General features: G+C 72.9%; 26 protein-coding genes and 1 riboswitch. Of the genes, 10 read left to right on the top strand and 16 right to left on the bottom strand.

The annotated features are described in order from the left end of the window. Window positions 1–109: 109 nt before the first annotated feature. The 9 genes from OG422_RS18055 to OG422_RS18095 all read left to right on the top strand — a co-directional run bounded on the left by OG422_RS18055 (window position 110) and on the right by OG422_RS18095 (window position 8971). Window positions 110–1363 (top strand): MFS transporter, encoded by a 1254-nt coding sequence (locus OG422_RS18055; RefSeq protein ID WP_405743706.1) that lies wholly within the window; start codon window positions 110–112, stop codon window positions 1361–1363. Window positions 1364–1465: 102 nt separating this feature from the next. Continuing rightward, window positions 1466–2203, top strand: coding sequence for a DUF4232 domain-containing protein (locus OG422_RS18060; RefSeq protein WP_405743707.1), 738 nt, complete (start codon window positions 1466–1468; stop codon window positions 2201–2203). A 372-nt stretch (window positions 2204–2575) separates the two neighbouring features. Next, complete coding sequence (locus OG422_RS18065; protein ID WP_405743708.1) at window positions 2576–3091, top strand: hypothetical protein; 516 nt, start codon at window positions 2576–2578, stop codon at window positions 3089–3091. Window positions 3092–3258: 167 nt separating this feature from the next. Beyond that, window positions 3259–4104, top strand: coding sequence for a DUF4097 family beta strand repeat-containing protein (locus tag OG422_RS18070; RefSeq protein ID WP_405743709.1), 846 nt, complete (start codon window positions 3259–3261; stop codon window positions 4102–4104). An 82-nt stretch (window positions 4105–4186) separates the two neighbouring features. Further along, complete coding sequence (locus OG422_RS18075; RefSeq protein WP_405747858.1) at window positions 4187–5224, top strand: ATP-binding cassette domain-containing protein; 1038 nt, start codon at window positions 4187–4189, stop codon at window positions 5222–5224. Continuing rightward, a complete protein-coding gene (locus tag OG422_RS18080; protein WP_143943813.1) occupies window positions 5221–6003 on the top strand; it encodes an ABC transporter permease in 783 nt (260 codons plus the stop codon). The genes OG422_RS18075 and OG422_RS18080 overlap by 4 nt, the downstream gene beginning before the upstream one ends. Before the next feature lie 106 nt (window positions 6004–6109). Beyond that, window positions 6110–6967, top strand: coding sequence for a helix-turn-helix transcriptional regulator (locus OG422_RS18085; RefSeq protein WP_143944602.1), 858 nt, complete (start codon window positions 6110–6112; stop codon window positions 6965–6967). Window positions 6968–7085: 118 nt separating this feature from the next. Next, window positions 7086–7844 carry an SDR family NAD(P)-dependent oxidoreductase gene (locus OG422_RS18090; RefSeq protein WP_143944603.1) on the top strand — a complete coding sequence of 253 codons (759 nt, stop codon included), beginning with the start codon at window positions 7086–7088 and terminating at the stop codon, window positions 7842–7844. A gap of 140 nt (window positions 7845–7984) precedes the next feature. Beyond that, window positions 7985–8971, top strand: a complete 987-nt coding sequence (locus OG422_RS18095) for an aldo/keto reductase (protein ID WP_405743710.1) — start codon at window positions 7985–7987, stop codon at window positions 8969–8971. Between the two features lie 111 nt (window positions 8972–9082). On the opposite strand, the gene OG422_RS18100 is transcribed toward OG422_RS18095, so the two are convergent. The 4 genes from OG422_RS18100 to OG422_RS18115 all read right to left on the bottom strand — a co-directional run bounded on the left by OG422_RS18100 (window position 9083) and on the right by OG422_RS18115 (window position 12284). Then, entirely contained in the window at window positions 9083–9661 is a 579-nt protein-coding gene (locus tag OG422_RS18100; RefSeq protein WP_405743711.1) for an NADPH-dependent FMN reductase, read from the bottom strand. A gap of 222 nt (window positions 9662–9883) precedes the next feature. Beyond that, entirely contained in the window at window positions 9884–10315 is a 432-nt protein-coding gene (locus OG422_RS18105) for an ankyrin repeat domain-containing protein (protein WP_143944168.1), read from the bottom strand. Between the two features lie 229 nt (window positions 10316–10544). Beyond that, a complete protein-coding gene (locus OG422_RS18110; protein WP_143944167.1) occupies window positions 10545–11543 on the bottom strand; it encodes an asparaginase in 999 nt (332 codons plus the stop codon). A gap of 54 nt (window positions 11544–11597) precedes the next feature. Next, entirely contained in the window at window positions 11598–12284 is a 687-nt protein-coding gene (locus OG422_RS18115; RefSeq protein WP_405743712.1) for an ABC transporter substrate-binding protein, read from the bottom strand. 174 nt (window positions 12285–12458) lie between these two features. On the opposite strand from OG422_RS18115, the gene dtd reads away from it, so the two are divergent. Beyond that, a complete protein-coding gene (dtd, locus tag OG422_RS18120) occupies window positions 12459–12884 on the top strand; it encodes a D-aminoacyl-tRNA deacylase (RefSeq protein ID WP_405743713.1) in 426 nt (141 codons plus the stop codon). Between the two features lie 82 nt (window positions 12885–12966). Here the strand turns inward: dtd and OG422_RS18125 are convergent, their stop codons facing one another. The 12 genes from OG422_RS18125 to OG422_RS18180 all read right to left on the bottom strand — a co-directional run bounded on the left by OG422_RS18125 (window position 12967) and on the right by OG422_RS18180 (window position 23206). Next, window positions 12967–13932, bottom strand: a complete 966-nt coding sequence (locus tag OG422_RS18125) for a YgfZ/GcvT domain-containing protein (protein WP_405743714.1) — start codon at window positions 13930–13932, stop codon at window positions 12967–12969. A gap of 156 nt (window positions 13933–14088) precedes the next feature. Continuing rightward, window positions 14089–14553, bottom strand: a complete 465-nt coding sequence (locus tag OG422_RS18130) for a Fur family transcriptional regulator (protein WP_143944163.1) — start codon at window positions 14551–14553, stop codon at window positions 14089–14091. Window positions 14554–14589: 36 nt separating this feature from the next. Further along, window positions 14590–15603 carry an ABC transporter substrate-binding protein gene (locus OG422_RS18135; protein WP_405743715.1) on the bottom strand — a complete coding sequence of 338 codons (1014 nt, stop codon included), beginning with the start codon at window positions 15601–15603 and terminating at the stop codon, window positions 14590–14592. A 7-nt stretch (window positions 15604–15610) separates the two neighbouring features. Beyond that, window positions 15611–16477 (bottom strand): ABC transporter ATP-binding protein, encoded by an 867-nt coding sequence (locus OG422_RS18140; RefSeq protein ID WP_405743716.1) that lies wholly within the window; start codon window positions 16475–16477, stop codon window positions 15611–15613. Then, window positions 16477–17577: an iron ABC transporter permease gene (locus OG422_RS18145; protein ID WP_143943865.1), complete on the bottom strand. Its 1101-nt coding sequence runs from the start codon at window positions 17575–17577 to the stop codon at window positions 16477–16479. Before OG422_RS18145 ends, OG422_RS18140 begins: the two co-directional genes overlap by 1 nt. Before the next feature lie 116 nt (window positions 17578–17693). Continuing rightward, a riboswitch (cobalamin riboswitch) is annotated at window positions 17694–17777 on the bottom strand. Window positions 17778–17861: 84 nt separating this feature from the next. After that, window positions 17862–18449, bottom strand: coding sequence for an FABP family protein (locus OG422_RS18150; protein WP_143943864.1), 588 nt, complete (start codon window positions 18447–18449; stop codon window positions 17862–17864). Between the two features lie 316 nt (window positions 18450–18765). Further along, a complete protein-coding gene (locus OG422_RS18155; protein ID WP_143943863.1) occupies window positions 18766–19044 on the bottom strand; it encodes a DUF3099 domain-containing protein in 279 nt (92 codons plus the stop codon). Between the two features lie 179 nt (window positions 19045–19223). Further along, window positions 19224–19511: a DUF1416 domain-containing protein gene (locus OG422_RS18160; RefSeq protein ID WP_143943862.1), complete on the bottom strand. Its 288-nt coding sequence runs from the start codon at window positions 19509–19511 to the stop codon at window positions 19224–19226. A gap of 48 nt (window positions 19512–19559) precedes the next feature. Further along, on the bottom strand, window positions 19560–20405 hold the full coding sequence (locus tag OG422_RS18165; protein ID WP_405743717.1) for a sulfurtransferase: 846 nt from the start codon (window positions 20403–20405) through the stop codon (window positions 19560–19562). A gap of 165 nt (window positions 20406–20570) precedes the next feature. After that, the gene (locus tag OG422_RS18170; RefSeq protein WP_391640940.1) at window positions 20571–20678 is read right to left on the bottom strand and encodes an Ms5788A family Cys-rich leader peptide; all 108 of its coding nucleotides are present in this window, start codon (window positions 20676–20678) and stop codon (window positions 20571–20573) included. A gap of 203 nt (window positions 20679–20881) precedes the next feature. Beyond that, a complete protein-coding gene (locus tag OG422_RS18175; RefSeq protein ID WP_405743718.1) occupies window positions 20882–21580 on the bottom strand; it encodes a DUF2993 domain-containing protein in 699 nt (232 codons plus the stop codon). 243 nt (window positions 21581–21823) lie between these two features. Further along, the gene (locus OG422_RS18180) at window positions 21824–23206 is read right to left on the bottom strand and encodes a hypothetical protein (protein ID WP_405743719.1); all 1383 of its coding nucleotides are present in this window, start codon (window positions 23204–23206) and stop codon (window positions 21824–21826) included. Window positions 23207–23209: the final 3 nt, after the last annotated feature.

A 23209-nucleotide genomic window follows, 5' to 3' on the forward strand; every position in this document is an offset into this window, starting at 1 on the left:
TGGCGGTGGTTGCAACATGCTACCAAAGCGGTTAGCGTCACCCTCGTTCATTGGTAGCAAGATGAAACCAGGTGGCGTCAGATGGTGGATGGTGGGGGAGTGGGTGCCGATGTCCGGCAAGGGTGAGGCCGTGACGCGACGGACCGAGGGCAGGGGCGGGGAGGGGGCCGCATACGTCCTGTCGCGGGGCGTGGTCGTCCTGTTCGCCGTCGCCTGCGGAGCCGCGGTGGCCAATGTCTACTTCTCCCAGCCGCTCCTGGTGACCATGGGCCACGACCTCGCCATGAGCCCGGCGCTGGTCGGCGGTGTCGTCACGCTCACGCACGTCGGATACGGTCTCGGGCTCTTCTTCCTCGTGCCGCTGGGCGATGTGGCCGACCGGCGGCGGATCGTCGTGGCGCAGTTGTCGCTGCTGGTCGTGGCGCTGGCCGTGGTCGCCACCGCCCGTACGGCGGCGGTGCTGCTCGCGGGCATGGCCGCGACGGGGCTGCTCGCGGTCGTCACCCAGACGCTGGTGGCCTTCGCGGCGTCACTGGCGCCGCCCGGCGGACGCGGACGGGTCGTCGGCCTCGTCACCAGCGGCATCGTCATCGGCATCCTGCTCGCCCGCACCGCCTCCGGCCTGCTGGCCGACCTCGCGGGCTGGCGCTCCGTCTACCTCGCCTCGGCGACGCTCACCGCGGTGCTCGCGCTGATCCTGTACCGGGTGCTGCCGCGCCCCATCGCCGCGCCGACCACCCTGCGGTACGGGCAGCTCCTGCGCTCCACGCTCACCCTGTTCGCGCGCGAACCGCTGCTGCGGCTGCGCGCGGTGTACTGCCTGCTGGTCTTCGCCGCCTTCAGCACCCTGTGGAGCAGCGTCGCGCTGCCGCTCAGCGAGGCCCCGTACTTCCTGCCGCACCGCGCGATCGGCGCGCTGGGGCTGATCGGCGTCGCTGGTGCCCTGGCCGCGACCGTCGCGGGCCGCCTGAACGACCGCGGACTCTCCCGCCGCACCACCGGCATCGCCCTCGCCCTGCTCGCCGCCTCCTGGCTGCCGCTGGCCTTCACCCGCAGCTCGCTCTGGGCGCTGGCCGCCGGGGTGATCCTCCTCGACCTCGCCGTGCAGGCGGTCCATGTCACCAACCAGACCCTGATCTACGCCCTCCACCCGGATGCGGGCAGCCGCCTGATCGGCGGCTACATGGTCTTCTACTCGCTCGGCAGCGCCACCGGGGCCATCGCCGCGACCTCCCTCTACACGGTGGCGGGCTGGGGCGCGGTCTGCGTGCTGGGGGCGGCGTTCAGTTGCCTGGGGCTGGTGGTGTGGGTGGGGAGTGGGTGGCGGGAGCTGCGAACCAAGCCCTCGCCCGCGAGGGGTTAGCCGGGTGTTAGCCGCGCGGCAGTCGCGTGCCAGGGGCCGCGGGCAAGGTGAGTGTCGTACCGAGGAGATCACGTCGCCGACTGCCCCTGGGGGGACCCCGAAATGCGCTCCAACACCGTTCGTACCGCCCGTCGCCGTACCCTGCGTGTCGCCGCCGCCGCTCTCACCATGGCCGCCGGGCTGACCCTGACCGCCTGCTCCGGTGCGGACGCCGGTGGGGCGAAGGCCGCAGGTCAGGCGGATGCGGCCGCGGCCGCCACGGACGTCGACGCCGGCGCGGGGGCCTCCACCACGGTGCAGAACGGCGAGCCGCAGGCGGGCTCCGGCGCGAAGGGCGGCGCGAAGGGCGACGCGAAGACCGACGCCAAGGCGGGGGCCTCGGGCGGGCAGGCCGCCAACTCGTCCGCCGCCCAGGGGGAGCGCTGCCACACCTCCGGCCTGAAGGCGTCGTTCGCCACCGGCGGCGACGCGGCCCCGGACCCGGACGCGGAGGGCGCGACGACCACCAGCATCGCGCTGACCAACACCAGCGGTCGCACCTGCAAGATCGGCGGCTTCCCCGGTGTGGACCTCACGTCCGAGAACGGCGGCGGCACCTGGTCGCTGGTCCGCTCGTCCGCCAAGTACAGCTCGATCACCCTGGGCCCCGGCGACACCACCGACTTCACGATCAACCTCGGACTGGCCCACGAGGGCGACGACGGCACCTGGATGCCCGCCTACGCGGAGATCACCCCGCCGAACGAGACCACTTCGCTGAAGGTCGAGTGGCCCTGGGGCCCGCTCATCGACCAGTCCGCCGCCACCCACCCGGTCACCTTCGTCAACCCCATCGGCTGACCCTTCCCCGAGACCGAGAACGGCCGTTCCGAGGCCGGGTGCCCGACAGCGCACCTGCCCGGAACGGCCGTTCTCGGTTTCCGCCGGAGGGCGGAGGGCACTGCGCACGGGGAAAACCGTTGGCGCACGCTGCGTCCCGGTGCGGAGACTCCCGGCGCGGGGGTGCTCGGTATCGGGGATTAGGTGGCGCCAGACGGTGCCATGTGGCGCCACTTGGGTTCGCCTGGCGTTGCTTCGGGTGGCTGACGGCGCCTTGATGTGGTGCGATTTCTCCCTCGTTTTCCCAGCTCACGGTCGGTTTGGTGGAGCACGTCGACGGTGCGGAACCGGAGGGGCTTGCATGTGGCGCCATTGCGGTGCCATTATGGCGTCATGGATCTCACCCCGTATGTCGATACTCTGCGCCGTGAGCTTGCGGTGGCCGCTGAAGCCGGTGGGGAGGAGGCCCGCGAGTTGGCGGAGCGGTTGACGGCTCCGTTGGAGTCGGCGAGCAGGCTCGCGATGCTTCATGTGCTGTCTGCGGCGATGGATGAGATCACGCGGGAGTTGGCTCCGGGGTCGGTGGATGTGCGGTTGCGGGGGTTGGATCCGGATTTCGTGGTGACGCCGCCGCCCGCCGCAGGGCTTGCGGAGGAGGTTGCCGCGCCGGTGGAGCCGCTGAAGGTGCAGCCGCCCGTCGACGGTGACGAGGGTGGGACGGCCCGGGTCAATCTGCGGCTTCCGGCTGCTCTCAAGGCGCGTGCCGAGGAGGTCGCGGGCCGTGAGGGGCTGTCGGTGAATGCGTGGTTGGTGCGGGCGGTCGCGTCGGCGGTGGAGGGCGGTACGCGGCCGACCGGTACCCAGCGGGCTCGCACGATCGGGCAGAGCTTCACCGGCTGGGTGCGCTGACCCGAAGCCCGGACCCGCACCCGTACGCGTACCACTTCACCGGTACCGACACCGGTACCGACACCGGTACCGACACCGGTACCGACACCGACGCCGGTACCGGTATCGAAGACACACCGTCCCCGCATGGGCGGGGGCGTTCCCAGGACTCACGAGGACGGTTCAGCATGCCTTCTTTCGATACGCCCGAGCCGATTTCGGTCACCGTTCATCTGGACGCCGGTTCCGTACAGTTCCTGGCGGGTGACCGTCGCGACACGGTGGTCGAGGTACGGCCCCGCGACGCGAAGCGTGACCAGGACGTACGCGCCGCCGAGCAGGCCGAAGTCACCTACGCAAGCGGGACGTTGACGGTCAGGTCGCCCAAGCCGCGCTACCTCCTCGGCCGTACCGGCACCGTTGATGTGACCGTCGAACTCCCCGCGGGTTCGCGCGTCGACATGACTGGCGCCTGGGTCCAGGTGCTGAGCGAGGGGCGGCTCGGTGAGGTCCGCGTCAAGAACTCGTCCGGCGACGTCCGCCTCGATGCGACCGGGCCGCTGCACCTGACCGCCGCGCACGGTTCGGTCACGGTCGGGCATGTCGAGGGTGCGGCCGAGATCGCCACCAGCTCCGGCAGCCTCAGGGTCGGGACCGTCGACGGGCCGGCCACGCTGAAGAACTCGCACGGCACCACGACCCTCGCCGCCGTGACGGGGGATCTGCGGGTCAGCGGCGCCCACGGTGACATCGACATCGCACGTGCCGAGGGCTCGGTCACCGCCACCACCGCCCACGGCGCCCTGCGCCTGGCCGATGTCGCCCGGGGCAGCGTGCAGTTGGAGACGTCCTCCGGCTCGATCGAGGTCGGTATCCGCGAAGGCGCCGCCGCCTGGATCGACGTCGCCTCCACCTCCGGCCAGGTCCGCAACGCGCTCACCGGCGCCGAAGCCCCGCAGAAGGCGGCGGACACCGTCGAGGTCCACGCCCGCACCCGCCACGGCAACATCGACATCCTCCGCGCCCGCGCCTGAACGCCCGCCCCGCACCCCACCACGCACTTCCTCCACTCCACTCGCCTCGGCCTTTGAACGAGAGGGCGTCATGTCATCTGACATGCCCACACCAAGAAACGCGGGCGCGCGGGCGCCCGACGCCATCGCCGTCACCGGTCTGCGTAAGTCGTACGGCGACAAGACCGTGCTGGACGGCGTCGATCTGCGCATCCCCGCCGGGTCCGTGTTCGCGCTGCTCGGGCCCAACGGCGCCGGGAAGACCACGACCGTGCAGATCCTGTCCACCCTCATCGCCGCCGACGGCGGGCAGGCGCGCGTCGCGGGCCATGACGTCGCCACCGCGCCGGACGGGGTGCGCGCCGCGATCGGCGTCACCGGGCAGTTCGCCGCGCTCGACGATCTGCTCACCGCCGAGGAGAACCTGCTCCTCATGGCCGACCTGCTCCGCCTTGGCAAGCGCGAACGGCGTTCCCGTACAGCAGAGTTGTTGGAACGGTTCGGCATCGCGGACGTGGCGCACCGGCGGGCCGCGACCTTCTCCGGCGGGATGCGGCGGCGACTGGACCTCGCCATGACGCTGGTCGGCGACCCGCAGGTGATCTTCCTGGACGAGCCGACGACCGGGCTCGACCCACGGAGCCGCCGCACCATGTGGGACACGGTGCGGGCGCTGGTCGCGAGCGGCACCACCGTCTTCCTCACCACCCAATACCTGGAGGAAGCCGACCAGTTGGCCGACCGGATCGCCGTGCTCGACGGCGGCCGGATCGTCGCCGAGGGCACCGCCGACGCGCTCAAGGCGCAGATCCCCGGCAGCCACGTACGGCTGCGGTTCGCCGAGCCCGACGGGTACGAGCGCGCCGCCACGGCCTTCCCCGGCGCCGCCCGGGACGACGAGAACCTGGCCCTGCGGGTGGCGGGCGACGGCGGTTCCGACGCGCTGCGCGGTCTGCTCGACCGGCTCGACGCCGCCGGTCTCCGGGCCGCCGACCTCTCCGTGCACACCCCCGACCTCGACGACGTGTTCCTCGCCCTGACCGGCGACGAGGCCACCGGATCCGGCGCCCCGCAAGCCGTGACCGGCGCCCCGCAAGCCCGGACCGGCGCCCCGCTTCCCGCCAAGGAGACCCCGCGATGAGCGCCCTCACCTACGCCGTGCACGACTCGATGACCATGCTGCGGCGCAACCTCAAGCACGCGCTGCGCTACCCCTCCGTGTCGCTGGCCAGCGCCCTGACGCCGATCCTGATGCTGCTGCTCTTCGTGTACGCCTTCGGGGACTCGCTCGGCGCGGGGATGGGCGGCGGGCGGGACGCGTATCTGGCGTATCTGACGCCCGGCATCATCGTCATGGGGGTGGCGGCGGGCTCGATGGCGACCTCCGTCGCGGTCTGCTCCGACATGACCGAAGGCATCATCAACCGCTTCCGCACCATGAACATCACGCGCTCGTCGTTCATGACCGGGCACGTCGTCGGCAGCGTCCTCCAGACGATGGTGTGCGGCGTCCTGGTCGTGGCCGTCGCGTTCGCCGTCGGGTTCCGGTCGGATGCGGGCCCGCTGGAGTGGCTGGCCGCCGCCGGTCTTCTGCTGGCCATCGCGTGCGCCGTGACCTGGCTGGCGGCGGCGCTCGGCCTGATCTCCAAAACCGTCGAGTCCGCGAGCAACAAGCCGCTGCTGATCCAGTTCCTGCCGTTCCTCGGCTCGGCGTTCGTCCCGGCCGACTCGATGGCGCCGGGCCTGCGCTGGTTCGCCGAGAACCAACCGTTCACCCCGATGACCGAGACGCTGCGCGGCCTGCTCTCCGGCTCACCGATCGGCGACAGCGGGTGGATCTCGCTGGCCTGGTGCGCGGGGATCACGCTGATCGGTTACGTCTGGTCGCGGTCGCTGTTCAACGGCGCCACCAAGGGGTGAGGGGGCGGCCCGGTGGGGGCCTCGGCGGCCGGGGGACATCCGGCCCCGCCGGGGCGTTCGGGCGGGGGGTGGATCACCGTCCCCCGCCCCTCCCTAGCATGGCCCCATGGATCTCACCCGCCTCCCCGCAGACGCACGGCAGCGGCGCAGTGCCGAGATACGCGGCTTTCTGCGCAGCCGCCGCGCCCGGCTGACGCCCGCCGATGTGGGGATGCCCGCGGGGCGCGGACGGCGGACGCCGGGGCTGCGCCGGGAGGAGGTGGCGGTGCTCGCCGGGGTGGGGGTGTCCTGGTACACGTGGCTGGAGCAGGGCCGGGAGATCAACGTGTCGGCGGACGTCCTCGACGCCGTCGCGCGGGTGCTGCGGCTGGACGGCGGCGAGCGCGCCCATCTGTACCTGCTGGCGGGCCTCAACCCGCCGCAGCGGTCCGCCCCTTCGGACGCCGCGGTCCCCGACGGGCTGCGCCGCGTCATCGACGGCTGGCTGCCGCGCCCCGCGTACGTCATCGACCGGCACTGGAACCTCGTTGCCGTCAACCGCGCGGCCCGCCTCGTCTTCGGCTACGGCGACACCGACCACAACTGCCTGGTGACGTTCTTCACCAACGCCCGCTACCGCGCAGCCCTCTGTCACTGGGCGGACGCGGCCCGGCAGATCACCGGCCAGTTCCGGGCGGACGCCGCCCGCTACCCCGAAGACCCCGAATTCGGGCGGCTCGCCGCCGACATGTGCGCCGCCAGCCCCGCCTTCGCGGAGATCTGGGCCGAACACCCGGTGGGCAGTGCCACGCAGGGCATCAAGGCGCTGGACCATCCCGAGGCGGGCGAGCTGCTCTTCGAGTACACCTCGCTGCCGGTGCCCGAACTGCCCGGCCACCGCCTGCTGCTGCACACCCCTGTACCGGACAGCGGCACCGCCGCCCGGCTGGCCACCCTGGTGGCCGCGGCGGAGCAGACGGGCTGACGATCTCACCACCGCGCGGCCGGCGCCCCGGCCCGGGAGCGGCGCTCAAGGTGGTGGTGGCGGACCCAGGTTCATCCGGCACTGCCGGGATGCGCCGCGCCGCCCCAGGATCGTTGCCATGAAGCGATTCACGAACAAGACGGTCCTGATCACCGGCGGCACCAGCGGCATGGGCCTGGCCACCGCCCGCCGCCTTCTCGACGAAGGCGCGTACGTCGCCATCACCGGCCGCGAGCGGCCGCGGCTGGACGCCGCCGTGGCCCGGCTGGGCGCCCCCGCCGGGCGGGTCCTCGCGGTCCGCGCCGATGTGGCGTCCCTCGCCGATCTCGACGCGCTGATGCGGGACGTCGAGACCTGGCGTGGCGGCCTCGACGCGGTCTTCGCCAATGCGGGCACCGGCATCTTCAAGCCGACCGCGGAGATCACCGAGGAGGACTTCGACCGCTCGGTGGACGTCAACTTCAAGGGCGTCTTCTTCACCGTCCACAAGGCGCTGCCGCTGCTGCGCGACGGCGGCGCGATCGTCCTCAACGCCTCCTGGACCCTCCATCGCGGGCTGCCCATCGCCACCGTCTACTCCGCCACCAAGGCCGCCGTGCACAACCTCGCCCGCACGCTCGGCTCCGACCTCGCCCCGCGCGGCATCCGCGTCAACTCGGTGAGCCCCGGCTACATCGACACCGAGATGTACCGGACCGCCAACACAGACCCGGACGCCGAGGCCCGGAACGCGGCCGAGGTGCCGCTCGGCGCGCTCGGCCACGCCGATGACATCGCCGCGACCGTCGCCTTCCTCGCCTCCGATGACGCGTCCTACATCACCGGCCAGGACCTGATCGTCGACGGCGGTCTCGTCGGATCGGTCCCGGCGGCATGAGCGTCCGGCGCGCCGGACGGCGCCAACCTGCCCGTGACCGAGCGGCGTTGCCTTCGAGCGCACTCCACGTCCTACCGTCGTCGGGACGGCCGCGGTCCCGGGAGAGTCCCGGCGCCGGGCCGTGCCAGGAGGTGGCACAGATGACGGGGATGCCCACGCGCAGGCTCGGGGCGCTGGAGGTTTCGGCTCAGGGGCTCGGGTGCATGGGGATGAGCCACGGGTACGGGGACGCGGATGACGAGCGTTCGCTCGCCACGCTGCACCGGGCGCTCGATCTCGGTGTGACGCTGCTGGACACCTCCGACTACTACGGTGCGGGCCACAACGAGGAGTTGCTGGGCAGGCTGCTCGCCGAGCGGCGCGACGAGGTGGTGCTCGCCACCAAGTTCGGCTTCGTCAACCGCCTCGGTGAACCGGCCGCCGTCCGCGGCGACGCCGCCTACGTACGGCAGGCGTGCGACGCGTCGCTGCGCCGCCTGGGCACCGACCACATCGACCTCTACTACCAGCACCGCGTCGACCCGCAGGTGCCGATCGAGGAGACGGTCGGCGCGATGGCGGAGCTGGTCGCGGCGGGCAAGGTGCGTCACCTGGGGCTCTCCGAGGCGGGCGCGGAGACCGTGCGCCGGGCGCATGCCGTCCATCCGATCGCCGCGTTGCAGAGCGAATGGTCGCTGTGGACCCGCGACCTGGAGCGGGAGATCGCGCCGGTCTGCCGGGAGCTGGGCATCGGGCTCGTACCGTTCTCGCCCCTCGGCCGGGGCTTCCTGACCGGGCGTTACGCGTCCGTCGAGGGCCTCGCGGCATCCGATGTGCGGCGCACCCAGCCGCGGTTCGCCGACGGCAACCTGGAGCAGAACCTCGCGATCGTCCGGAAGCTGGAGGAGTTGGCCGCCGCGCGCGGGGTGACCGCCGGGCAGCTCGCGCTGGCGTGGGTGCAGCACCGCGGCGACGACGTCGTGCCGATCCCCGGCACACGGCGGCAGCGGAACCTGGAGGAGAACCTCGGCGCGGTGAACGTCGAACTGTCCGCGGAGGATCTGGCCGCCATCGATGCGGCGGCTCCCGCGGAGCGGGTGGCCGGTACGCGGTACGACGAGGGGAGCTTGAAGCTGGTCGGGAAGTGAGGGATCGGGGGCTTCGGGGACGGCTCGGGCCACGGTGACCGTGTACGTGGCGATGGCCCGGCGCACGGGCTGAGCGGCGGGGCGCGCGCGGGTCCTGCGCGCGCCCCCGCGTCAGACGCCGTACGGGCGCAGGGCGCGGCCCTCGCGCAGGGTGAGGGCCCACCAGGTGAGCTGGTTCAGCAGGGTGTCGGCCGCCTTGGTGGCGGGCGCCGGGTCGACCAGTTCGCCGTTCTCGTCGAAGAGGGTCCAGGCCAGCGGGAAGCTGACCGTCTCGCGGACCGTCGTGGCGTGCAGCTCCGCGAAGACCAGCCGCAGTTGCTCGACCGCCCGCAGCCCGCCGGAGATCCCGCCGTACGAGACGAAGCCGACGGGCTTGGCGTGCCACTGGGGGTTCAGCAGGTCGATGGCGTGCTTGAGCGGGGCGGGGAAGGAGTGGTTGTACTCCGGGGTGATCACCACGAACGCGTCGGCGGCCGCGACGCGCCCCGCGTACTCCTCGAACTCCGGGGTCCCGGGCCGCAGTGCGTACGGGCGGACCGTGTCCAGGTCGATGACGTCGACGTCGAGGTGCGGGTGGGTGGCCGCGTGCCGGGCGAACCAGCCGCTGACGACCGGTGCGAAGCGGCCCTCACGGGTGGAGCCGACGAGGACGGCGAGGGTGTGGCGGGAGGGGGAGGCGGTTTCGGGCACGGGGGTCCTCCGGAGGAGAGCGTGGATGGCAGTGGCGGTGGCGGGTGCCGCCGTCAGGACCGACGCTAGAACCTCAAGTGGAGTTGAGGTCAACTGTCAACCGGCGTTCGTCGCCCGGACCCCGCACCGCACATGGCAGAGCCCCGGCCGGAAGCGACCCCGCGCCGCACCCGGCCCGTGCCCGCCCCGCCCGGGGCCCGTACCCCAGGGACGCCGCCCCGATCAGCCCGCCTTGAACAGCTTCAGCAGCTCCGTCTTCTCGAACATCCGGGCCGTGTCGACGGCCGACGGCGTGCCCGCGGCCGGGTCCGCGCCGTGGGCCACCAAGACCTTCACGACCTCGTCCTCGCCCTTGAAGACCGCGCCCGCCAGCGGTGTCTGGCCGCGGTCGTTGGCGCGGTCGGCGTCGGCGCCGCGCCGCAGCAGCGCCTCCACGGTGGCCGGGTGGCCGTGGTAGGCGGCCAGCATGACCAGCGAATCGCCCTTCTCGTCGGTCAGGTTGGCCGGTACCCCGGCGTCCACGTACGCGGCGACGGTGTCCGTGTCGCCGTGGCGCGCGAGATCGAACACCTTGGCCGCGAGCTGTAGCACCTCGGGGTCGTGGGCGTGCTCGGTCGCCTCGGGCCCCTGCGGTCCGGTGTGCGCATCGCTCATGATCGCCGGCCTCCTGCTGTGATCGTCCCCAACTGGCTGTCGCCGCCACTGTAGGCACGGCCCGTGCCCGTTGTGCAGGCCGACGCCGTACGAGGAGGGAACACCACGCGACCGGAACGCCGACCGGCCGGGCGCGGGACGGACGGCCGGACGCCGGGGCCGCAGCGGGAACGCGGGGCCGCGCCGGACACCTGCCACCGGGCCCCGGCGCGCCCCGCTCCCGGGCGCCTCAGAACGCCGCCCGAACCTCCCCCACCCGGACGCCGCCGCCCAGCAGCGGCACATCCTCGATCCGGTCCAGCACCGGCGCCTCGATGCCCATCCCGCGCAGCGTGCGGGCCAGTACCGGGCCCAGGGTGCGGGTGTTCCCGTCGTCGATCTTGAAGGCGAGGGCCCGGCCATCGGGCAGGGCCAGCGCCTGGACCGCCTCCGCGCCCATCTTCGACAGCGTGCCGGGCAGCTCCCGCATCAGCCAGGTGTCCGGCCGCCGGGTCCCCGCGACGTACTCGGGGTGCGCGCGCATCGCGTCGGCGACCCGCCGCTCGGGCGTGCCCGGCTCGGCGAGGACGAAGCTCCGGAACGACCGGGCCAGACCGGTCAGCGACAGCGACATCAGCGGTGCGCCGCAGCCGTCCGTGCCGATGTGCGCCACCTCCTCGCCGCTCGCCGCGCGCACGCTCTCCAGCACCAGCTGCTGGAGCGGGTGGTCCTGGTCGAGGTAGGTCTCCGTCGGCCAGCCGTTGGCGACGCAGGCGGCGAGCATCGCGGTGTGCTTGCCGGAGCAGTTCATGGTGAGAGGGGAGCGGACCTGCCCGGATGCGAGGTAGTGCTCGGCCTCCTCGGCGTCCAGCGGGAGGTCCGGCGGCGTCTGGAGCTGCGCCGCGTCGAGCCGGAACTCGTCGAGCATCGTCCGCACGAGCTCCAGGTGGAACGCCTCGCCGGAGTGGCTGGCCGCCGCCAGCGCGAGCCGTTCGCCGGACAGCTCCAGGCCCGCCCGCAGCAGCGCGGCGGCCTGCATCGGCTTGTTGGTGGAACGGGGGAAGACGGGGGCGTCGACGTCACCGAGCGCGGTCGCGACGCTGCCGTCGGCGGCCAGCACCACCAGCGAGCCGCGGTGGCGCCCCTCGACGAAACCGGAGCGGACGACCTCGGCGAGGACCGGGGCGTCCGGAGTGGCCGGAGTGGCCGGGGACTCCGGACGGTCGGATATCGGGCGGGACGGAGACATCGGTGGGCCTTCCGGGAACGTGACCGGCCCTCCCCGGAAGGCTTGTGGCCCAGGTCAGGACAGCAGGTCGTCTACTTGCGCTTCCCCTTCACGGTACCTGCGGGCGATTTCGGTGCTGCAATCGTCGGCCATCCGCTGGAGCGACTGCCGCCGCCCGGAGACCTGCTGCTCGTACCGGACCAGCCGGGTCATCGCCTCCGTCAGCTCACCGTCCGTCCGCGCCCCCAGATCGGACAGCTCGACCTCGCCGAGCATGTCGTCGGCGAGCCGCCGGTACTCCTCACCGTGCGGCGTGCCGACCGTGACGTGCCGGGCGGACGAACGGTGGCGGGAGGGGACGTCCGCCAGGATCTCCGGCAGCCGGTCCAGCAGCGGCGGCAGCGGCGCCGCCCGGCGGGCCAGCTCCGCCCGGAGGATGTCGATCCGGCCCTGGAGCAGCCGCCGCAGATAGCTGAGATCGGCCTCCTCGCGCTGCGCGTCACGCCGCAGCACCCGTAGCTCGGGCAGGCCGGGGGCGGTCAGATCCGGCTGGACGACCGGGTGGAAGCGGTCGCGTTGCTGCGGTGGGCGGTGCTGCGACCGGCCGGCTTGGAGCATGGGGCCATCCTCGGTGCGGGCGCCGTCGGCGGGGGCCGTAGCCATGGTCGTCCAACGGGCGGCGGCCGGTGCCGGAGCGGCACTCGGGGTCGTACGGGCGGGTGGTACGGGACCGGGGATCCGCCCGGCGCCGGCAGTGCTCATGAGTGGTTCCGTCCCCTCGTCCGGTGCGGCATCCAGGGCATGTTGTCCATGAAACGCACCACGTGCACGCATCGTGCCACTCTGGGCGGTCCGTATGCAGGGCCATGACACCCGAACGGCCCCCGGAGGCGCACGGCTGTCCGAACGCTTCACGGGCCCGGCATGATGGCGGGTATGCGAGCAGTGGTGCAGAGAGTGGACGGCGCACGCGTCGTCGTGGACGGCGAGACGGTCGGCGAGATCGTCGGCGAGGGACTGTGCGTGCTGGTCGGGGTCACGCACGACGACACGGTGGAGAAGGCGGCGCAGCTCGCCCGGAAGCTGTGGTCGGTGCGGATCCTCCAGGGCGAGAAGTCCTGCTCGGACACGGACGCCCCGCTGCTGGTCATCAGCCAGTTCACTCTCTACGGTGACGCGCGCAAGGGCCGCCGCCCCACCTGGAACGCGGCCGCGCCCGGCCCCGTCGCCGAACCGCTCGTCGACGAGGTGGTGGACCGGTTGCGGGCCCTCGGCGCCCAGGTGGAGACCGGCCGGTTCGGCGCGGACATGAAGGTGTCGCTGACGAACGACGGGCCGTTCACGGTGCTCGTCGAGGTGTGACACCCGCCGTTCCTGCCCCGGCATGACGACGGCCGCGGCCCCCGCAAGAGGGACCGCGGCCGTCGCCGTACGCGAGGGCGCCCTACGGCGCGACCACGACCTCCTGGGCCGCGGCGGTGCCCTCGGCGCTCAGCGGGGCGTCGACGGGGACGTTCCGCTTGATCAGCCCGAGGGCGATCGGGCCCAGCTCGTGGTGGCGGGCCGACGTGGTGACGAAACCGATCTGACGGCCCTCGGGGCCGTCGGCGGCGAGCCGCAACGGCGTGCCGTGCGGCGGCAGATGCACCTCGCTGCCGTCCAGGTGGAGGAAGACCAGACGGCGCGGCGGCCTCCCCAGGTTGTGGACGCGGGCGACGGTCTCCTGGCCGCGGTAGCAGCCCTTCTGGAGGTGGACCGCGGTCTCCAGCCAGCCCAGCTCGTGCGGGATGGTGCGGTGGTCGGTCTCCAGGCCCAGCCGCGGGCGGTGCGCCTCGACGCGCAGCGCCTCCAGGGCGAGGATGCCGACCGCCGGACCGTGCGCGGCGGCGAAGGCGTCCAGGTCGGCGCGCGGCAGGAACAGGTCCCGGCCGTGCGGCGTCTCGCGGACGACCGTGCCCTCGGGCGCCTCGGTGATCGAACCGGCCGGGAGGTGCACCACGGCGATGTCCGCGGTGCGGTCGGTGACCTCGACGCGGTAGAAGAACTTCATGCTCTCCAGATAGGCGATCACCGCCTCCTGGTCGCCCGGCTCGGTGTGCAGCCAGGTCGTCTCCCCGTCGTCGACGAGGTAGAGCGCGTGCTCGATGTGGCCGTGCGGGGAGAGGATCAGCGCCTCGGTGGCCTGCCCGGGCGGCAGGTCGCTGACGTGCTGGGTGACCAGCAGATGCAGCCAGCTCAGCCGTTCCGCCCCGGTGACGGTGAGGACGCCGCGGTGCGAGAGGTCCACGAAACCGGAGCCGTCCGCCAGCGCGCGTTGTTCGCGGAAGAGGTCACCGTAGTGCGCGGCGACGCCTTCGTCGGGGGCCTCGGCGGGGACGGCGCCGGGCAGCGACAGCAGGGAACTCTTCATGTTGCCAGCCTACGGCCCGGCCGCCCGCCGACGGGATCGCGGTACGGGGCCGCCCGGCCGGGCGTGGGACGGGCGCGCGGCGGGCCCTCATACCTCGCCGCCCGCCGCTCTCACGCCTCGCCGCCCGCCGCTCTCACGCCTCGCCGCCCGCCGCTCTCACGCCTCGCCGCCCGCCGCCTCCGCGGCGTCCTGCTGCCGGGCCGCCTTCTCCGTACAGGCGCGGCAGCGGCCGAAGATGGCGAAGTGCTTCAGGTCCGTGGTGAAGCCGAACTGTTCGCGCAGCACGGCGGCGAACGGCTCGGCCACCGACAGGTCCGCCTCGATCACGTCCGTGCAGTCCCGGCAGACCAGATGCATGTGGTGGTGGCGGTCGGCGAGGTGGTACGTCGCCGAGCCGTGCCCGAGGTGGGCGTGGCTGACCAGCCCCAACTCCTCCAGCAGCTCCAGCGTGCGGTAGACGGTGGAGATGTTCACGCTGCCCGCGGTCTTGCGCACCTCGGTGAGGACGTCGTCCGGGGTCGCATGCTCCAGTCTGTCGACGGCTTCCAGCACGAGCTGACGCTGGGGCGTCAGCCGGTAGCCGCGTTTGCGGAGGTCGCTCTGCCAGTCGGTGCTCACCACGCCCCCAGTGTAGGGAGCGCCCGGCCGCCCGAGGAGTCAGTCGGCGCGCCCGGCGGCGAGGTAGCGGGCCAGGGAGCGGACCGCCGCCGGGTTGCGGGGCGATTCGACGAGGTCGGCGTAGTCCAGCGTGAAGATCCGGCGGTGCTTGACGGCGGAGACGTGCGCCAGTGGCTTGTAGTGGAGCAGGAAGTCCTTCTTCTGCGCGGCGGTCGGGGAGCCGTAGTCGTTGATCACGATGACGTCGGGGTCGCGTTCGACGACGGTCTCCCAGCCGACGGTGGTCCAGGTGTCCTTGAGGTCCTTGGTGATGTTGACGCCGCCCGCCTTGGTGATGATGTCGTCAGGCCCGGCGAAGGCGCCCGCGGTCAGCGGCTTGTCGGTGCCGCTGTCGTAGAGGAAGACGGAGGGCTTCTTCCCGTCCGCGGCGTGCGCGGCGCGGACCTCGGCGATCTGCGCGCGGTACTCCTTGACCAGCTTCGCGGCGCGGTCCTCGACGTGGAAGATCTTCCCGAGGTTCGCCAGGTCGGTGTAGAGCGCCTCCAGCGGCGGCATCACCCCGCGGGCGCTGCCGGAGCCGCCGTTGCGGCACGACTCGGTGAGCACGTACGCGCCGATGCCGAGCTTCTTGAGGGAGGCGGGCGTGAGGTCGTTGCCCTCGCCGAAGCCGTAGTTCCAGCCCGCGAGGACGAGATCGGCGTGGGCGTCGAGCGCGATCTCCTTGGTGATCGCCTTCTTCGACAGCCACGGCACCTTGTCGTACGCGTCCCGCCAGGCGACCTGGTCGATCCGGCCCCGGTACGACGGCATGACGTACCCGGCCATCCGGTCCTCCAGCCCGAGCGCCAGCATCAGATCGGTGATGCCGACGTCGTTGGTGACGACCCGGGACGGCTTCCGGTCGAAGGTCAGGCCGGTGCCGCAGTTCTTGACGGTGACCGGGTAACCGGCGGCGTCCTTGCGGTCGGCGGCGCCGTCGGGGGCGACCTTCGCGCCGCAGCCGGTGAGGGCCAGCGCGAGAACGGAGAGCAGGGCGGCGGGGCGGCGGAACATGGCGGCCTCAACGGGGGGTGGGGAGGGAAGGGGCATCGTCCGGCGGGGTGACCGGGCCGGGTGGCGCCGGGCCGTCGGCGTCCGCCCCGTCCCGCCTCCCCGCCCCCTCGGCCAGCCGGTCGAAGAGGAGTTGGACGGCGCCGGTCTCCGGGTGGCGGACGCGGTGGGCGCGGACGCCGAAGACGTCCGCGAGCAGACCGGCGGTGAGCACCTCGTGCGGCTCCCCGGCGGCGACGATCCGGCCGCCGTCGAGGACGTACAGCGCATCGCAGTGCCGCGCCGCCAGGTTGAGGTCGTGCAGCGCCGCCAGCACCGTCAGGCGGCTGTCGCGGACCAGCGCCAGGACCTCCAGCTGCTGGGCGATGTCGAGGTGGTTGGTGGGCTCGTCCAGCACCAGCACCCGCGGTTCCTGGGCGAGCGCGCGGGCGATCAGCACCCGCTGCTTCTCGCCGCCGGACAGCCCGGGGAAGCCGCGGTGCGCCAGATGCCCGGCGCCGACCCGGGCCAGCGCCCGCGCGCAGATCTCCGCGTCGGCGGCGGACGCCCGGCCGCTGCCGCGCTGGTGCGGCAGCCGTCCCATCGCCACGATCTCCGCGACGGTGAAATCGAAGGTGGCCTGCGCCTCCTGCGGCAGCGCGGCCAGCAGCCGGGCGCCCTCGCGGGCGTCCATGGCGTGCAGATCGGCGCCGTCCAGCCGGACGGTGCCGCCCGCCGGGCGCAGCGCCCGGTAGACGCAGCGCAGCAGCGTGGACTTGCCGCTGCCGTTCGGGCCGACCAGCCCGATCAGCTGCCCGTCCGCCGCCCGCAGCGTCACGTCGTGGAGCAGCCGCCGCCCGGCGACCTCCACGGCCAGGTCCTCGATGTCGACGCGCATCAGACGCCCCCTCCGAAGCTGTAGCCGTTCCGCCGCATCAGCAGCACGAAGCCGGGGACGCCGAGCACCGCGGTGATCGCCCCGACGGGCAGTTCGACGGGCGCGATCAGCACCCGCGACAGGACATCCGCCCAGACCAGCAGCACCGCACCGAGCAGCGGCGCCACCGCCATCACCCGGCGGTGGTCGGCGCCCACCAGCATCCGCGTCACATGCGGCACCAGCAGCCCGACGAAGCCGATCGCGCCGCTGACCGCGACCACCGCCCCGGCCACCGCCGCCACCACCAGGAACAGCTCCCGCCGCAGTCGCCCGGCGTCCACGCCGAGGGCCGCGGCCGTCTCGTCGCCCATCGCCAGCGCGTTCAGCCGGCCCGCGGCCAGCCACAGATGGACCACCGCCACCGCCACCGCGGCGGCGGCGAGCGGCACCGACGGCCAGCCCGCGCCGCTCAGGCTGCCGAGCAGCCACATCACCGCCGAACGGGCCGCCTCCCCGCGGTCGGCGGAGAACACCATCAGGGTCGTCACGGCGGAGAAGCCGTAGTACATCGCGGTGCCGGTGAGGACCAGCCGCAGCGGGGTGAGGCCGTGCGGGGTGCGGGCGGCGGCGTACACCAGGGCCATGGCGAGCAGCGCGCAGACGAATGCGGAGGTGGAGAGTGCCCAGACGCCCAGCGCCCCGGCTGCGCCGAAGAGGAGGACGGCGTTGGCGCCGACGGCGGCGCCGGAGGAGATGCCGAGGACGAACGGATCGGCCAGCGCGTTGCGGACCAGCGCCTGCACGGCGACGCCGATGGCGGACAGCCCCGCGCCGACGACGGCGGCCAGCAGCGCCCGGGGGAAGCGCAGCTCCCAGACGACGGTGTAGCCCGCGAACTCGTCGGCCGGGAGGGTCCCGCCGGTCACCCCGGCGGCGAGGTAGCGCACCGTCTCGCCCCAGCTCACCCCGGCGGAGCCGAGGCCGACGCCGCACACCACGGAGCCGAGCAGCAGCGCGGCGAGGGCCGCGGCCAGCGGCGGTACGGGAAGGCGGCGCGCGGGCGCGTCGTACGGGCGCGGGGCACGGGGCGCGGTGGCCTGGGAGGGCGTCGGTTCCACGGACGGTCCGCCTTCGGCTCGGGCCGTCCTACGGTGAAGAAACGGCCCGGCGCGGGTGGCGCGGCGGGCGTCCCCTCGCAGTCCACGGCGAGTTCTACAGGAACGTGCGCCGCCGCGGGCGATCGGGCTTGCGGACGGTCCCCAGGGCGGGGCTCCGCTTACCGTTGCGGGTCAGCGCCGGACTCTCACCGGACTTCCCCCGCGGGGCGCGTCATACGTATGCGGTGGTGGGACGCATGGGGCTTTGCGGACGTCCTGGGCCCCGTACGCCGTCGAGCGGTGGTTCAGCCCTCGTACGGGGTGCCGTCGGCGTTGAAGAACGAGACGCCGTCCGGGGTGTCGGCCGGCAGGCTCTCCGCCCACTCCTTGAGGCCGGCGACCTTCTTCAGATGCGCCGACATGTACGGCCGCAGCGGCACCTCGGGGGTGGCCTTCTCGCCGACCCACATCAGGTCGCTCTTGACGTAGCCGTAGAGCCGCTTGCCACCGGTGTACGGACCGGCGGCCGCGGTGCGGGCGACGGCGTCGGTGGCCAGGTCGATCTGCGGCTTCCGGTCGGCCAGCTCGCCGTACCAGACCTCGACGATGCCCTGGTCGCGGATCATGACGACCTCGACCTTGCGGTCCTTGTCGATGCGCCAGTAGCCGCTCTCGGTCTCCAGCGGGCGGACCTTCTTGCCCTCGCCGTCCAGGACCCAGCTGTGCGACGTGTACTCCAGGAAGTCACGGCCGTCGTGGGTGAACGTGACCTCCTGCCCGAAGTTGCACTTCTCGGCGCCCGGGAAGTCTGCGACGCCCGCGCCTTCCCAGTTGCCGAGGAGGAAGGCCAGGGGAACGAGGGCCGGGTTCAGGTCGGAGGGGATCTCGATCATCAGCTCAGGCGATCTGTGGGGAGGGACAGGGCGGCACGGCGGGAGGCGGTCGTCAGCGCTGACCCTGGTAGAGCTTCTTGTAGGTCAGACCGGCGAAGGCGATGACGCCGACGCCGACCAGGACGAGCAGGGTGGTGAAGACTGCCTCAAGCACGTCGTGCTCCTTGGACGGAGTGGGGTGGAACGGACCGTGGACGAGTCTAGTCGGCGCCGTTCGCGGCGGCGCTGTGAGGTTCCCCGCCCGGGGACCGGGGCGGCGGGCACGGCAACTGCGGGGCCGGTGAGCGCGGCGGCGGGCCGGGGGCACCGCGTCCCCTCAGCGCGAGTGGTGGTCGTCGCGGTCGTCCAGCTCACGCCACCAGCGGTCCGACTCCGGGTCGCCGGACTCGTCCCACCAGCGTTCGTCGGGGCCCCGGCGGTTGGCGACGATCGCCGCGACCGGCGGGATGACCATCGCGATCACGCACATCACCACCGCTGCCGTCACCGACCACAGCCGCACCACGCTCCAGGCCAGGACGAAGAGGGTGAGGCACACCCCCATCATCACGAAGTACCAACGATGACGGCGTCGGGGAGGCGGCCAACCAGGCATACCTCCACGGTAAGTCCGCGCGGCCCCGGAAAGAAGCCCCGGCGGCCCGTTCTCGGCGCGTCCCGCCGCCCGTACGCAGCACGAAGGGCCGCACCCCCCGCAAGGCGTCCAAACCCCGGGGTGCGGCCCTTCGGCCGGTGGGTGCGCGACCGCCGCCGCACACCCACCGCACACTGTCGTCAGACGGCGATGGCGACCTCCGCCAGGCCGCCCTGCTGCGCGACCACGGTGCGGTCGGCGGTGGCGCCGGGGACGAGGGCGCGCAGCGTCCAGGTGCCCTCGGCCGCGTAGAAGCGGAACTGTCCGGTCGCGGAGGTGGGGACCTCGGCGGTGAACTCGCCGGTGCTGTCCAGCAGACGGACGTAGCCGGTGACGGGCTCGCCGTCGCGGGTCACGCTGCCCTGGATCGTGGTCTCACCGGGCTTGATGGTCGAGGCGTCGGGGCCGCCGGCCTGTGCTCCACACATGGGGATTCCTTGAGGGTTGGGGTGGGGCGGAGTTACTTGCTGGGGCCTTTACTTGTTGGCGCCGAGCTCGATCGGCACGCCGACCAGCGAGCCGTACTCGGTCCAGGAACCGTCGTAGTTCTTGACGTTCTCCTGGCCCAGCAGCTCGTGCAGCACGAACCAGGTCAGGGCGGAACGCTCACCGATACGGCAGTAGGCGATGGTGTCCTTGGCGAGGTCGACCTGCTCGTCCTCGTAGAGGGCCTTCAGCTCGTCGTCCGACTTGAAGGTGCCGTCGTCGTTGGCGTTCTTCGACCACGGGATGTTGCGGGCGCTCGGCACGTGGCCGGGGCGCTGCGACTGCTCCTGCGGGAGGTGCGCCGGGGCGAGCAGCTTGCCGCTGAACTCGTCGGGGGAGCGCACGTCGACGAGGTTCTCGGCGCCGATCGCGGCGATGACGTCGTCCCGGAAGGCACGGAGGGAGGTGTCCTGCGCCTGGGCCTTGTACGCGGTGGCCGGGCGGCTGGGGACCTGCGCGCCGTCGACCAGGTCGCGGGAGTCCAGCTCCCACTTCTTGCGGCCGCCGTCGAGCAGCTTCACGCTGTCGTGGCCGTAGAGCTTGAAGTACCAGTAGGCGTACGAGGCGAACCAGTTGTTGTTGCCGCCGTAGAGGACGACGGTGTCGTCGTTGGCGATGCCCTTGGCGGAGAGCAGCTTCTCGAAGCCCTCCTGGTCGACGAAGTCGCGGCGGACCGGGTCCTGGAGGTCGCGCTGCCAGTCGATCCGGACGGCGTTCTTGATGTGGTTCTTGTCGTAGGCGGCGGTGTCCTCGTCGACCTCGACGAGAACGACCTTCGGGTCGTCGATGTGGGCCTCGACCCACTCGGCGTCCACCAGAACGTCACTGCGGCTCATGTTCTTCTCCTCCGGGGCAGTTGCGGGGGTGCTTGCGGACGGGCACGCGGATACGCCGGGGAAGCGCGGCGGCGTAGGACGGCGCGCGGCGCGGCGTGGCACAACGGGAACGGCGATCAGGCGGAGCGGCCGGGGGCGATCCGGCCGACGACGGGGACGGACCCGTCAGACAGGGCGACAGAGCATGGTGGCGACGCGGCACAGGTCGACTGCCCGCCGCTTCGTGAGGTTCGCCTGTCCCCGGAAACGGAGACCGCTCGATGCGCTCTGCATGCCGTCGATCGTAGGGACGGACACCGGGCCCTGTCACCGGTGTGTCATATGACGAGACGTGATTGTCCGCGATGCGGAACGTGCGCCGCCGCCCGGCGCTCCCTCGCGGGTGCCGGGCGGCGGTGGGACGGTGGGGGGTCTGTCGTACGGGATGTGCCGTCTCAACGGCTGGACGGTGGGGGTCCGGCGGGCGGCGGCGCCGGTCAGCCGGGGAGCTTGACGTCCGTACCGGTCGCGGTGATCTTCACGCCGCCGGGTCCTGCGGTGACCTGGTCGAGCTTGAGGTGGGAGGGCAGCTGGTCCAGCTTCCACTCGTGGTCGGTCTGCTCGCGGACCTTGTCGGCGCAGCCGGGGATCAGGCGGCACATGGTCGGGATGGAGTCGGCGCGCAGCCGCAGGGTGTCGCCGTGCGCGGTGACGGAGCCGGTCACCTCCAGCGAGCTGAGCAGCGGAATGCTCGGCGAGATCTTCACCCGGCCCTGGCCGTCCTTCTGCCCGCCGTACGCCACCTGGACGTTCTCGCCGGACGCCTGGGTCAGGTCCGGATAGGAGAGCGTGGCGGTGGCGGTGGCCGACGCGGCGTTCTCGATCGCGCTGTAGTCGCCGGAGAGCCGGACGTCGTGGAAGGTCGCCTTCAGCTTCTCGACACGGAGCGTGCGGCCGTCGGCGCGGGCCTTGAGATCGCCCAGCTCGGTGTCGACCTCGTCGAGATTGCGCCCGGCGACCTGGGTCAGGAACGGGAAGCCCTTGATCGAGACCTCCGGGGTCGCCGACAGTCCCAGACTGCCGCGGATCTTCTCCGCTGCCTTGTCCTCGGCGAGATTGACCGCGACCCGGTCGGCGGCGACGAACAACCCGCCGACCACGACGACCAGCATCAGCAGCACCTTCAGTGCGCGCATCGAACCCTTCCCCACCCGGCCGGTCCGCCCGGCCCATCGCTTCGTTCTCCGTACGTCACGGGCCCCCTGCCCGCGCACCGGCGAGCCTAGACGACCGGCCGCGGGCAACGACGGGGGCGATCGGCTCCCGGACCACGACGGCCCCGGACCACGACGGCCCCGGAGCGCGACGGCTCCCGGAACGCGAACGGCCGCCGGGGGCGCGCGGGGCGCCCGGCGGCGGCCGGTCGGGAAACGGGCGGGTCAGCTCAGGACCGGCCCCAGCAGATGGACGGCCGGGGCGGCGAGCGCCAGCGGGAGGGCGACACCCGCGGTGAGGTGGACGAAGCGGGACGGGTAGTCGTAGCTCGCCACCCGCAGGCCGATCAGCGCACAGCATCCGGCCGCCAGGCCCAGCAGGGCGCCCGCGGTGCCGAACGCGTTGAGCTGTCCGGCGGCGGCGCCCGCACCGGCGGCGGCGAGCAGCGCCAGGACCGCCGAGACCGGACCCGGCAGCGGCAGCGCGCGGACCAGGACGGCCGGTGCGACGGCGGCGGCGCCCACCACCACCGCGTCCGAGGTGGCGGAGAGCTGCCCGGCGGCGAGCACGGCCAGCGCCGTGGAGGTCAGCCCCGCGGTCAGCGCGTACATCCGCTCGTCGGCGCTGCTGCGGTTGCGCAGCTGGAGGACGAGAACGAACAGACACCACACGCCAAGCGTGCCGAGCACCACCAGCGGCGCGTCCTCCTGGTCCGTCGCGAGCAGCGCCACGTCCGTCGTCACACCCGCCAGGAACGCCAGCGCGATGCCCTGCCGGGCCGGCCACATCCCGTTCAGCCGGAACCACCCGGCCGCGGTCACCGCCTGCAACAGCACCACCGGCACGCACCGCACCGCCTCCGGCAGCGGCGCGGTCAGCGCCAGCAGCAGCGCGAGGACGGCGGTCAGCGCGGCGGGCTGGAGCCCTGGCGCGATGATCGGCGACCGGCCCTCGGCACGGGCCCGCTGGTTGGGGGCGAGGCGGGAGAGGTCCTGGGGGGCGGCCGGGGCCGGGGTTCCCTGCGGCGCGTTCGGCTGCGCGAGGCCGCCGTCCGGCCGGGCGGCGGGGTCCCCGTCACCGGGAGCGGGAACGGTGGCGGCCGGGGCGTAGGGGGCGGCCGGGGCCTGCTCGTACGGGACGGCCTGGGCCTGCCCGTGCGGGGTCTGCCCGTGGCCGGGCTGCTCGTACGAGACCTGGCCGTAGGGCTGCTGCTCCGCGTAGGGCTGCTGCTCCGCGTACGGCTGCTGCGCCGCGTACGGCTGCTGCGCCGCGTACTGCTCCTGCGGCGCATGAGGCCGGGCGTACGGCGTCGGGTCGTACGGGGCCTGGCCGCCGTACCCCTGGCCGTGCGGATCCTGCCCGTAGGGTTCCTGCCCGTAGGGCGCCTGGCCCTGGGATGCCTGGCCCTGGGGCGGCTGTCCGGCGTACCCCTGTCCGTAGGGTTCCTGCCCGTAAGGCTGCTGAGGGGCGTACCCCTGCTCGTACCCCTGCGGGGACGGCTGGCCGGGGTACGGGCCGGAGGCGGCGTACGGACCGGTGCCGGGGTGCGGGCCCGGTCCGGGCTGCTGCTCCGGAGTGCCGTAAGGCTGCTGCTGGGACTCGTTCATGAT

Origin of the sequence: Streptomyces sp. NBC_01525 (assembly GCF_045040405.1) — a bacterium.
GTDB lineage: Bacteria > Actinomycetota > Actinomycetes > Streptomycetales > Streptomycetaceae > Streptomyces > Streptomyces benahoarensis.

Excerpts from the sequence above, each read along its gene's own strand:
- OG422_RS18055 (WP_405743706.1), top strand. The coding sequence starts at position 110 with ATGTCCGGCAAGGGTGAGGCCGTGACGCGACGGACCGAGGGCAGGGGC.
- OG422_RS18060 (WP_405743707.1), top strand. The coding sequence starts at position 1,466 with ATGCGCTCCAACACCGTTCGTACCGCCCGTCGCCGTACCCTGCGTGTC.
- OG422_RS18065 (WP_405743708.1), top strand. The coding sequence starts at position 2,576 with ATGGATCTCACCCCGTATGTCGATACTCTGCGCCGTGAGCTTGCGGTG.
- OG422_RS18070 (WP_405743709.1), top strand. The coding sequence starts at position 3,259 with ATGCCTTCTTTCGATACGCCCGAGCCGATTTCGGTCACCGTTCATCTG.
- OG422_RS18075 (WP_405747858.1), top strand. The coding sequence starts at position 4,187 with ATGCCCACACCAAGAAACGCGGGCGCGCGGGCGCCCGACGCCATCGCC.
- OG422_RS18080 (WP_143943813.1), top strand. The coding sequence starts at position 5,221 with ATGAGCGCCCTCACCTACGCCGTGCACGACTCGATGACCATGCTGCGG.
- OG422_RS18085 (WP_143944602.1), top strand. The coding sequence starts at position 6,110 with ATGGATCTCACCCGCCTCCCCGCAGACGCACGGCAGCGGCGCAGTGCC.
- OG422_RS18090 (WP_143944603.1), top strand. The coding sequence starts at position 7,086 with ATGAAGCGATTCACGAACAAGACGGTCCTGATCACCGGCGGCACCAGC.
- OG422_RS18095 (WP_405743710.1), top strand. The coding sequence starts at position 7,985 with ATGACGGGGATGCCCACGCGCAGGCTCGGGGCGCTGGAGGTTTCGGCT.
- OG422_RS18105 (WP_143944168.1), bottom strand. The coding sequence starts at position 10,315 with ATGAGCGATGCGCACACCGGACCGCAGGGGCCCGAGGCGACCGAGCAC.
- OG422_RS18110 (WP_143944167.1), bottom strand. The coding sequence starts at position 11,543 with ATGTCTCCGTCCCGCCCGATATCCGACCGTCCGGAGTCCCCGGCCACT.
- OG422_RS18115 (WP_405743712.1), bottom strand. The coding sequence starts at position 12,284 with ATGAGCACTGCCGGCGCCGGGCGGATCCCCGGTCCCGTACCACCCGCC.
- dtd (WP_405743713.1), top strand. The coding sequence starts at position 12,459 with ATGCGAGCAGTGGTGCAGAGAGTGGACGGCGCACGCGTCGTCGTGGAC.
- OG422_RS18125 (WP_405743714.1), bottom strand. The coding sequence starts at position 13,932 with ATGAAGAGTTCCCTGCTGTCGCTGCCCGGCGCCGTCCCCGCCGAGGCC.
- OG422_RS18135 (WP_405743715.1), bottom strand. The coding sequence starts at position 15,603 with ATGTTCCGCCGCCCCGCCGCCCTGCTCTCCGTTCTCGCGCTGGCCCTC.
- OG422_RS18140 (WP_405743716.1), bottom strand. The coding sequence starts at position 16,477 with ATGCGCGTCGACATCGAGGACCTGGCCGTGGAGGTCGCCGGGCGGCGG.
- OG422_RS18150 (WP_143943864.1), bottom strand. The coding sequence starts at position 18,449 with ATGATCGAGATCCCCTCCGACCTGAACCCGGCCCTCGTTCCCCTGGCC.
- OG422_RS18155 (WP_143943863.1), bottom strand. The coding sequence starts at position 19,044 with ATGCCTGGTTGGCCGCCTCCCCGACGCCGTCATCGTTGGTACTTCGTG.
- OG422_RS18160 (WP_143943862.1), bottom strand. The coding sequence starts at position 19,511 with ATGTGTGGAGCACAGGCCGGCGGCCCCGACGCCTCGACCATCAAGCCC.
- OG422_RS18165 (WP_405743717.1), bottom strand. The coding sequence starts at position 20,405 with ATGAGCCGCAGTGACGTTCTGGTGGACGCCGAGTGGGTCGAGGCCCAC.
- OG422_RS18170 (WP_391640940.1), bottom strand. The coding sequence starts at position 20,678 with ATGCAGAGCGCATCGAGCGGTCTCCGTTTCCGGGGACAGGCGAACCTC.
- OG422_RS18175 (WP_405743718.1), bottom strand. The coding sequence starts at position 21,580 with ATGCGCGCACTGAAGGTGCTGCTGATGCTGGTCGTCGTGGTCGGCGGG.
- OG422_RS18180 (WP_405743719.1), bottom strand. The coding sequence starts at position 23,206 with ATGAACGAGTCCCAGCAGCAGCCTTACGGCACTCCGGAGCAGCAGCCC.